This window comes from Streptomyces sp. NPDC007162, assembly GCF_040634175.1.
GTDB lineage: Bacteria > Actinomycetota > Actinomycetes > Streptomycetales > Streptomycetaceae > Streptomyces.
Genome location: NZ_JBEYFC010000369.1, coordinates 1 through 9,404 on the forward strand (window position 1 = coordinate 1; position 9,404 = coordinate 9,404).

Annotated in this window: 8 protein-coding genes and 2 pseudogenes; 5 read left to right on the forward strand and 5 right to left on the reverse strand. The window is 72.2% G+C overall.

Translation table 11 applies throughout. The features are described 5' to 3' along the window. On the reverse strand, positions 1 to 458 hold a 458-nt coding region (locus ABZ646_RS32555; protein ID WP_360526873.1), incomplete at its 3' end, for a winged helix-turn-helix domain-containing protein. 377 nt (positions 459 to 835) lie between these two features. On the opposite strand from ABZ646_RS32555, the gene ABZ646_RS32560 reads away from it, so the two are divergent. After that, positions 836 to 1,384: a M28 family peptidase gene (locus ABZ646_RS32560; RefSeq protein ID WP_360526876.1), complete on the forward strand. Its 549-nt coding sequence runs from the start codon at positions 836 to 838 to the stop codon at positions 1,382 to 1,384. 296 nt (positions 1,385 to 1,680) lie between these two features. After that, positions 1,681 to 4,611: a BTAD domain-containing putative transcriptional regulator gene (locus ABZ646_RS32565; RefSeq protein ID WP_360526879.1), complete on the forward strand. Its 2,931-nt coding sequence runs from the start codon at positions 1,681 to 1,683 to the stop codon at positions 4,609 to 4,611. 42 nt (positions 4,612 to 4,653) lie between these two features. Here the strand turns inward: ABZ646_RS32565 and ABZ646_RS32570 are convergent. From ABZ646_RS32570 to ABZ646_RS32585, 4 genes and pseudogenes are all read right to left on the reverse strand, one after another. Beyond that, a pseudogene (locus ABZ646_RS32570) lies at positions 4,654 to 4,866 on the reverse strand (alpha/beta hydrolase); the annotation flags it as partial. Positions 4,867 to 4,896: 30 nt separating this feature from the next. Continuing rightward, positions 4,897 to 5,040: pseudogene (locus tag ABZ646_RS32575) on the reverse strand (alpha/beta hydrolase); the annotation flags it as partial. Between the two features lie 6 nt (positions 5,041 to 5,046). Then, on the reverse strand, positions 5,047 to 5,526 hold the full coding sequence (locus tag ABZ646_RS32580; RefSeq protein ID WP_360526882.1) for a cupin domain-containing protein: 480 nt from the start codon (positions 5,524 to 5,526) through the stop codon (positions 5,047 to 5,049). A 14-nt stretch (positions 5,527 to 5,540) separates the two neighbouring features. Further along, on the reverse strand, positions 5,541 to 6,530 hold the full coding sequence (locus tag ABZ646_RS32585; RefSeq protein WP_360526885.1) for an alpha/beta hydrolase: 990 nt from the start codon (positions 6,528 to 6,530) through the stop codon (positions 5,541 to 5,543). A 637-nt stretch (positions 6,531 to 7,167) separates the two neighbouring features. On the opposite strand from ABZ646_RS32585, the gene dhaK reads away from it, so the two are divergent. The 3 genes from dhaK to ABZ646_RS32600 are packed head-to-tail and all read left to right on the forward strand — an operon-like array spanning position 7,168 to position 9,211. Then, positions 7,168 to 8,160, forward strand: coding sequence for a dihydroxyacetone kinase subunit DhaK (dhaK, locus tag ABZ646_RS32590; protein WP_360526888.1), 993 nt, complete (start codon positions 7,168 to 7,170; stop codon positions 8,158 to 8,160). Between the two features lie 48 nt (positions 8,161 to 8,208). After that, a complete protein-coding gene (gene dhaL / locus ABZ646_RS32595) occupies positions 8,209 to 8,808 on the forward strand; it encodes a dihydroxyacetone kinase subunit DhaL (RefSeq protein ID WP_360526891.1) in 600 nt (199 codons plus the stop codon). Further along, positions 8,801 to 9,211, forward strand: a complete 411-nt coding sequence (locus ABZ646_RS32600) for a PTS fructose transporter subunit IIA (protein WP_360526894.1) — start codon at positions 8,801 to 8,803, stop codon at positions 9,209 to 9,211. The genes dhaL and ABZ646_RS32600 overlap by 8 nt, the downstream gene beginning before the upstream one ends. Positions 9,212 to 9,404: the final 193 nt, after the last annotated feature.

The following is a 9,404-nucleotide window of genomic DNA, read 5'->3' on the forward strand; positions in this document are numbered from 1 at the left end:
GGATGCGCGCGGACTTCCGGCGCGATCCCTGACGCCGTGGGGCCGCGCCACAGGGCGAGTGCCTCGATCAGTGATACGGCGGCTCGGGCAGGGTCACCCAGATCCCGGGCCGCACTCGCCTCGTCGCGCAGGGCACGGAACCGCTGGAGGTCGAGTTCCCCCGCAGCGAGAATCAGGCGGTAGCCTCCGGAGCCGCGTACGAGTCGGCTCGGCGTGGTGCGTCCTGACTCGTCCGTGTCCAACAGCGCGCGCAGAGCCCCCACATGACGGTGCACCACATTGACGGAGCCGGCCGGTGCGTGCTCGCCCCAGAGCACGTCGACGATCTCGTGGACCGGAACGGGCTCCCCCGCCCGCGCCAGGAGCAGGGCCAGCAGAGCTCGTCGCTTGGGCGGCCCCGGTTTAAGCTCCGTTTCACCTCGCCAGGCTCTGACGGGCCCCAGAACTGTGAAACGCACGATGCGGATTCTAGGACGCCGGCGATTCACCCCGACCGGCTTTGATCACTTCCGGCCATGGGCCGGGGCGAGCAGCGGTGCCCGGCACGACGGACGGAGTCTCCACATGATCGATTCGGCGATGCGGGTGCTGGCCGGGCAGGTCGACCCGGCACGGCTTCGACGCGACGTCGACGCGCCGGCGTCGTGCCCACACAGCCGTACGCGTGCGCCGGAAGCCATGACCGAGGCGGAGCGTCATGTGACGGCCGAGCTGTCGGCAGCCGGATGGCAGGTCGAGCGACAGCCGTCCGACCTGCGGTGGCGCCCGGCTGCTCGGTGCGCTGGAAGAGCCGCCACCCGTCACCCTCATGTGCTTCGACAGGGAGGAGCCGGGGGTGATCGGCTCGCGGTACGCCGCACGCCGGTTCACCGACCGGCGTGAACAGCCGGCGGGCAGGATCTGTCCGGAGTCGGTCGGGTACTTCGTGCCCGAGCCGGGTGGTCAGCGGCTGCCCGCAGGCTTCGCACCGGCCTTCCCCGAGGCCGCCCGCGAGGTCCGTGCGCACCGCTTCCGCGGGGACTTCACCCTCGTGGTCCACCGGCGTTCCACACAGGGTGCGGCCGCTCTGTGGCAGCGCGCGGCCGCGTGCCCGGGCCCGGCGCTGCCCGCCCTCCCTTCGATCGCCCTCGGCGACCGCCGTCCCGAACGGCCGCTGGGTCTGCTCATCGGCCTGGCGGTGCCACCGGCGAACCATCTCGGACGCAGCGACCACGCCGCGTTCTGGAACCGCCGGATCCCGGCGCTCATGCTGACCAACACCGCCACCTTCCGTGATCGGCACTACCACCGCCCCACCGACACGCCGGACCTCCTCGACCACGACTGGCTGGCCGCGGTCACCGCCGCGACCGCGGGCACGGCGCTGTACTGGCCGTGCGGGTGAGACGACGTCCACGCCCGCGGCGGCCCGGCAGCGACCCCGCACGACCTGCCTTCGCCCTGCGGGCCGGGGTACTGTGAGCCGGGGGCAGGTCCCTGACGGCACAGCCGGAACGCGCATCGGCCGCGGGCCGTGAGGGCGGGTCGGGGCCTCGGGACGGGGAGATGCATGACCATGGTGCTCGGCTCGTACGGTCGGCCGACCACCCTATGACGCACGCGGCCGGAACGCAGAGACCGTCAGCCAGACCCACGACCGGGCCGTCCGGCACGGAGGAGCGCCACCCCCCGGGACAGACGGTGCACTTCGCCGTGCTGGGTCCGGTACGCGCCTGGCGGGCCGATGCCGAGCTGCGCCTGGGGCCCCCGCAGCAGCAGGCGTTCGCGGCGTTGCTGCTGGCGAGCGCCGACCGGCCGGTGAGCACCACGGAAGTCGTCGACACGCTGTGGGGGCAGGATCCGCCGCCGAGCGCGGTCAATGTCGTACGCCGCTATGTGGGGGCGCTGCGTCGCGTGCTGGAGCCGGGACTGCCCCGGATGGCGACCGGGAGCTGGCTGCTCCGAGAGGGCGGCGGATACCGGCTGGACGTCGACGCCACCACACTTGACCTGCTGCGCTTCCGTGACCTGCGCACGCAGGCGCGTGCGGCCGACCGGGCGGACGATCCCGCGCTCGCCCTCGAGTTGTATGCCCGGGCCCTGGCGCTGTGGCGCGGTCACGCGGCGGCCGGGATACCGGCTCAGGTCCGCAGCCACCCCGTGTTCGCGGGACTGGACGGCGAGCGTCTGGCCACGGTCAAGGAGGCCGCCGATGCGGGCCTGCGTTGCGGCCGCGCGGAACCGGTGCTGGCTCAACTGCAGGGCCTGGCGGACGACCACCCTCTTGACGAACCGCTGCACGGCCGGCTGATCCGGGCGCTTGCGCTGGCGGGCCAGCAGGCCCAGGCCCTGGAGACGTACCAGAAGATCCGGGCGCTGCTGGCGGAGGAGTTGGGCGTCGAGCCGTCCCCCGAGCTGCTGGCCGCCCACCGCGACGTGCTCGGTGCGCGGTCCGCACCCACTGTCCCGACACCCCTCGCGGCCTCGGACAGTGCTGGCTCAACCGGCCGGGCCACCGCTCCCGAGACAGCCTCGCCGGCTCGTGACGACCTGCTCGTGCCGCTGCCCCGGCCTGCCCAACTCCCGGCCGCCTACGAACACTTCGCGGGCCGCGAGGCCGAGATCGAGCACGTGCTGCGCCGCCTTCCGGCCGCCTCGGGCGACGGTGGACCCGGGACCACCATGGTGATCAACGCCATCGGCGGCATGGCCGGAGTGGGCAAGACCACCCTGGCCGTCCAGGTGGCCCATCGCGTGACGGACCGGTTCCCGGACGGCCAGCTCTACGTCAATCTGCGGGGATTCGATCTCCACGGCGCGGCCATGGACCCGGCGGAAGCCGTACGCGGTTTCCTCGAGGCCCTGGGAGTCAGCCGCAAGCAGATGCCCGACAGCCCGGAAGCCCAGGCGGCTCTGTATCGGAGCCTCCTCGCGGACCGGCGCGTCCTGGTCCTGCTGGACAACGCGCGCGACGCCGACCAGGTTCGTCCGCTGCTGCCCGGCGCCGCCGGCTGCCTGGTCCTGATCACCAGTCGCAATCGACTGACGAGCCTGGTGGTCGCCGGTGGCGCTCACCCCCTCACCCTGGACCTGCTGTCCCCGAAGGACGCCAGGCAGTCACTCGTACGACGCCTCGGGACCGACCGGGTGGCCGCCGAACCCGCTGCCGTCGAGACGATCATCTCCCTCTGCGGCGGGCTGCCACTGGCGCTGTCCATCATCACGGCCCGCGCCCTGATGAATCCGACGTTCCCCCTGTCCGGCATCGCGGCGGAACTCATGGAGGCGAACGGAAGCCTCGACGCCTTCGACGGCCTCGACGCGACGACAGACGTACGGACGGTGTTCGGCTGGTCGTACCACACGCTGACCGGCGAAGCGGCCCGGCTGTTCCGGCTCTTGTCCCTGCATCCCGGGCCGGACATCGGGACGCACGCGGCCGGCGCACTCGCGGACCGCCCGACCGCCCGGGTCCGATCCCTGCTGGCCGAACTGACGCGCACGCATCTCCTCACCGAGGAGGCCCCGGGCCGGTACCGCTTCCACGACCTCCTGCGCGCGTACGCGAACGAACTCGCCCGTGCCGAGGACGGCGAGGAGCAACGGCGCGACGCGACGCGCCGCATGGTGGATCACTACCTGCTCACCGCGCATGCCAGCGCGTCCCTTCTCGATCCGGCGGGTGTCTTCCCCTCGCCGACCCCGTCGCCGCAGGCGACGGGGTCCCCGGTGCCCCTGGGGGACGCCGAGTCCGCCCTCGGCTGGTTCAGTACGGAGCGGCTCGTCCTGCTGGAAGTGGCGCGGCAGTCGGTGGACGACGGGCTCGGCGGCCACGCCTGGCGACTGGCGCGGCTGCTGGACCCGGTGCACGAACGGTTCGGGCACTGGCACGACTGGGCGGACCTGCAGCACATCGCTCTCGCCGCGGCCCGGCAGCTCGCCGACCCCGTCGGCGTCGCGCACGCCCACGGCGGCCTCGGACGCGCCTGTTCACTGCTCCGCCGCTACCGCGAGGCCGAAGACCACCTGCACCACGCCCTGTCCCTGTTCGAGGCCCTGGGCGACGACCTCGGCCAGGCGCACACACGACGCGCTCTCGGCTGGGTGATGACCCGCACCGAGAGGCACGGTGAGGCGATACGGCAGACCCGGCACGCCCTCGACCTGTACCGCGTCGCCGGACACCTGAGCGGGCAGGCGGACGCGATGAACGCGATCGCCTGGTACGAGGCGGTACTCGGCGAACACGACAAGGCCATGACCGACGCCCTGCGGTCGCTTTCGCTGTACCGACGAATGTCTGATCAAGGCGGCTCGCACGAGGCCAACACCTGGGACACCCTTGCCTACGCCCATCACCATCTGGGCAACTTCAGGCGGGCGCACACCTGTTACCTGCGGGCCATCCACATGCTCCGCAGGAACGGCGACCGTTACAACGAGGCCGGCAGCCTCACCCGGCTCGGCGACACCTACACGGCGACCGGCGACGACGCGGCCGCTCGTGCGGTGTGGGAGCAGGCGGCGGACATCCTCACGGAGATCGATCCCCCGTGGGCGGCCGAGGTGCGGGCGAAGCTCCAGACCTCGGTTCTCTCCGCCGACGGCATATCGGCTGCCGTGATCGGGTGAGCGGTACACACCCGGTGCGCGGCCTCGCCGCTCGCCGGGTGACTACTTGCCCAGGAAGGCCAGCAGTGCGGTGTTCACCTCCTCGGCGTGCGTCCACAGCAGGCCGTGCGGAGCGCCCGCGATCTCGACGTACTCGGCCGAGGGCAGCAGTGCGTGGAAGGGCCGCCCGGTCGCGTCGATCGGCAGGATCCGGTCGGCCGTGCCGTGCAGGATCAGCGTCGGTACGTCGATCTGGGCGACGTCGGCGCGGTCGTTGCCCGGCCGGCGCGCCGGCGGGAGCTTGCTGAGCGGGTTCGCGACGCCCGTCACGGGGTGCCGCCGGCGCTCGAGCCGCGATACCACTCCGTTCCAGCTCGACGAGTCCGCGAACGCACCGTGGACCAGGACCACGGCCGGCTTCGGTGTCGCCCGCCCGCTCCTTCGGGACAGTGCGGTTCACAGGGACGGCGGTGGTCCGGTGACACGCAGGCGGAAGGCCTCGGCGGAGGCCACGACCGCCCCGAGATCGAACTCCGGCGGCAGGTCCCCGGCCTCGGCCACCGGGGTGCCGTTGGCACGGAAGTACTCCTCGATGCAGGCCGGGCTGAACAGCACCGCTATCCGCGCCCCTTCGGGCGAGCGGACCAGATAGCTGTGCGGCACCCCGCGCGGCCCGTACGCGACCTGTCCGGGCACCAGGTCGTGGCGCTGGTCGCCGACGAAGAACGTCACCTCGCCGTCGAGGACGAACCAGACCTCCTCCTCGTCCTCGTGGACGTGGTGCGGGGGTGCGTGACCGGCCGGGTCGGCGAACTCCATCAGGCTGAGCCGGTTGTCGGTGGCGGTGCCGGGAAGCAGGATCCTGGCCCGGCCGCCGAGGAACCAGAAGGGTTCGCGCTCGGCCGTCGGGCCGAAGGTCGGGAAGAAGTCGGTCATTTCTGCTCCAGATGTCATCGGTGGGTGCCCAGGAAGCGCAGCAGCAGGGCGGTCATCTCTTTCGGGTGCTCCTCGTAGATCCAGTGGCCGGAGTCGCGGACCACGGCCGGGGTGACGTGGGTGGCGTACCGGCGCGCCTGCTTCGCGACCGACGAACCGAGGCTGCCGTCGGCGCCGACCGCGAGGACCGGCATGGTCAGGGGCCTCTTCCGGAACCGCGCGTTGTCCGCGATGTCCTGCGGGAACGTCCGGAACCAGGCGAAGCTCGCTTCGAGGTGTGCGTAGTCGCGCAGGTAGGAGGCGAAGACCTGGAGGTCGTCCGTGGTCAGGGCGTCCTTGTGGACGGCGATGCCCCGCATGAAGCCGGTCGTCCATGTCAGCTCGCGGCCCCGGATCAGGCTCTCCGGGAGGCCGGTGCGCAAGGAGAAGAAGCCGAAGTGCCACGCCCCGGGGCCCTGGGCCGTGAGCGAGGGGTGCTCGTAGATGCCCGGGTCGGGGATCGGGGCCTCGCTGAGGACGAGCTTCCGGACGCTGTGCGGGTACTGCGCGGCGTAGGAGTAGGCCACCATCGTGCCGATGTCGTGGCCGACGACGTTCACGTCCCGGTCCTTGCCGAGCGACACCAGGAGCGCGTGCAGCGTGGCGGCCATGGCCTTCTTGTCGTAGCCGGACGCCGGGGCGTCGCTGCGGCCCGCGCCGGGCAGGTCCGGGGCGATGACGGTGTAGTGCTCGGCGAGCGCGGGCATGATGCCGCGCCACTCGTACCAGGTCTGCGGGTAGCCGTGGACCAGCATCAGGGTCGGGCCGTGACCGCCGATCACGTAGTCGATGCCGGTCCCGGCGACCTTGGTCCTGTGTTCGCTGAAGCCGGCGGGCATCCGCTCGCCGGCCGACGATGGCGGCTTGTCGGAGGCCGCGGCCGTGAGGGTGGTCGAGCCGAGGCCGAGGGCCAGGGCGAAGACCGCGGCCACCAGACGGCGGGATCTGGGCAGGCTGAATTGCACGGAACTCTCCAAAGGACGCAAGGGAGGACAGCTGCACGGCCGTGAGACGGAGGTCTTGCGGCGGATGGGTCGGATCTGGCGCAGCACACCGCCCTCGACGGCCCCCTCGGCGCCGGTACGGGTTGTCGACAACGGTGGCCGCGACCTGTTCTCAGGAAACCGGGAACCGCGGTGCCCTCGCACCGGGGTGGCACCCCAGCGGTCCGGAGGCGTCGGGTGACCGTCGGCGGTCCGGCCGGTCCGCTGTCGCCGACGGAGGTGTTCGGCGGGTTCGGCGGCGGCATCCCGGACGCCCTCGCCCTGGCACAGCGCAGCGATCGGAAGCGCGGGCCGCCTGACAGCCGCCGAAGTGCGCGACGGGCTCCGGTCCGGTATCGCGAAGTCCGCGTAGTGCGGGACGGCACCGGGCGGGCAGCGTTCGCACCGGGGCCCGACCCCAGCGGGAAGCGCCCCGGAGGCGAGGGCCCGGAACCTGCTGACCGGACCGCCGCAGGTCGCCCACGCGGTCGTCCGCAGACGGACCTGCGAGGGCTTCGCGTCACAGGTGACCTTCGCTGCCGCAAGGTCGATACTTTCAGTGGACGGGACGAACGACCACCTCAGCGCCAGGATCCACAACGCTCGCGAGGAGACACCCATGAAGATGCTGATCAACGTTCCGGAGACCGTGGTGGCCGATGCGCTGCGGGGTATCGCCGCGGCGCATCCCGATCTCGCCGTGGACGTGGAGAACCGGGTGATCGTACGGCGGGACGCGCCCGTCGCCGGGCAGGTGGCGCTGGTGTCGGGCGGGGGTTCCGGGCACGAGCCCCTGCACGGCGGGTTCGTCGGTCCCGGGATGCTGTCGGCGGCCTGCCCCGGTGAGGTCTTCACGTCTCCGGTGCCGGACCAGATGGCCCGGGCCGCCGCGGCCGTGGACAGCGGGGCCGGCGTGCTGTTCATCGTGAAGAACTACACCGGTGACGTGCTCAACTTCGACATGGCCGCCGAACTCGCCGAGGACGAGGGCATCCAGGTCGCGAAGGTGCTCGTCAACGACGACGTGGCGGTCACCGACAGCCTCTACACCGCCGGCCGGCGGGGCACCGGCGCGACCCTTTTCGTGGAGAAGATCGCCGGTGCCGCCGCCGCCGAGGGGCAGCCACTGGAGCGGGTGGAGTCCATCGGGCGCCAGGTGAACGAGAACTCCCGCAGTTTCGGCGTCGCGCTGAGCGCCTGCACCACCCCGGCCAAGGGCACCCCGACCTTCGACCTGCCGCCGGGCGAGCTGGAGTTGGGCATCGGCATCCACGGCGAACCGGGCCGGGAGCGGCGGGCCATGATGACCTCGGGCGAGATCGCCGACTTCGCGGTCAACGCCATCCTGGAGGACATGACCCCGCACCGGCCGGTGCTCGTACTGGTCAACGGCATGGGCGCGACGCCGCTCCTGGAACTGTACGGGTTCAACGCCGAGGTGCAGCGGGTGCTCGCCGAACGCGGCGTGAGCGTGGCCCACACCCTGGTCGGCAACTACGTCACCTCCCTGGACATGGCCGGTGCGTCGGTCACCCTCTGCCAGGTCGACGAGGATCTGCTGCGGCTGTGGGAGGCGCCGGTGCGGACGGCGGCCCTGCGCTGGGGGATGTGAGCGAGCACCATGACCGACCCGCATCCGTACCGCACGCAAGGAGATCCCGTGCTCGACGCCGATTTCTTCCGCCGCTGGATGGCGGCGACCGCCAGGTCCGTCGACCGTGAGGCCGACCGACTCACCGCCCTCGACTCACCGATCGGGGACGCCGACCACGGCAGTAACCTCCAGCGCGGGTTCAAGGCGGTGATGGCCGCGCTGGAGAAGGACGCGCCCGGCACTCCGGGTGCCGTGCTGACCCTCGCCGGTCGCCAGCTGATCTCGACGGTGGGCGGCGCGTCCGGACCGCTGTACGGCACGCTGCTGCGCAGCACCGGCAAGGCGCTCGGCGACGCGGCCGAGGTCAGTGAGGCGCAGTTCGGCGAGGCGCTGCGGGCGGGGGTGGACAAGGTGATGGCGCTGGGCGGGGCCGCCCCCGGTGACAAGACGATGATCGACGCCCTGGTACCGGCCGTCGACGCGCTCGCCGACGGCTTCGGTGCGGCGCGGGCCGCGGCCGAGGAGGGTGCCGTGGCGACGACTCCGCTGCAGGCCCGCAAGGGCCGGGCCAGTTATCTCGGTGAGCGCAGCATCGGTCACCAGGACCCGGGCGCCACCTCGTCGGCGTTGCTCGTCGCCGCGCTCGAGGAGGCGGCCGGTGAGTGACGGCGAGCTGGTGGGGGTCGTCCTCGTGTCGCACAGCGCCGAGGTGGCGGCTTCCGTGGCGGAACTGGCCAAGGGGCTGGCGGGCGGCGGCACCGAGGTGCCGGTCGCCGCGGCCGGCGGTACCGAGGGCGGCGGGCTCGGCACCAGTGCCGAGTTGATCGCGGCCGCCGCCATGTCCGTGGACCGGGGTGCGGGGGTGGCCGTCCTCACCGACCTGGGCAGCGCGGTGCTGACCGTGAAGGCACTGCTCGCCGAGGGTGACGAACTCCCCGACGGAGCCCGCCTGGTGGACGCCCCGTTCGTGGAGGGCGCGGTCGCCGCGGTCGTCACGGCGGCCACCGGGGCCGACCTCGACACCGTGGCGGCCGCGGCCGCCGAGGCGTACACCTACCGCAAGGTCTGACCCGCCTGCCGCGCGACGCCATGCACACTCCCCCAGAGCACGCACCTGACGCCGCGCGGCCCGCCTCCGGGCGAACGACGAAACTTTCGCAACACTCCCTAGTCTTCTGAGTCAGGAATTCTGTTCAGATGTATAGGCTTGCTCCATGGCACGGACGGGGCGGCCGAAGGCCGAGTTGACGCTGTCGGACGAG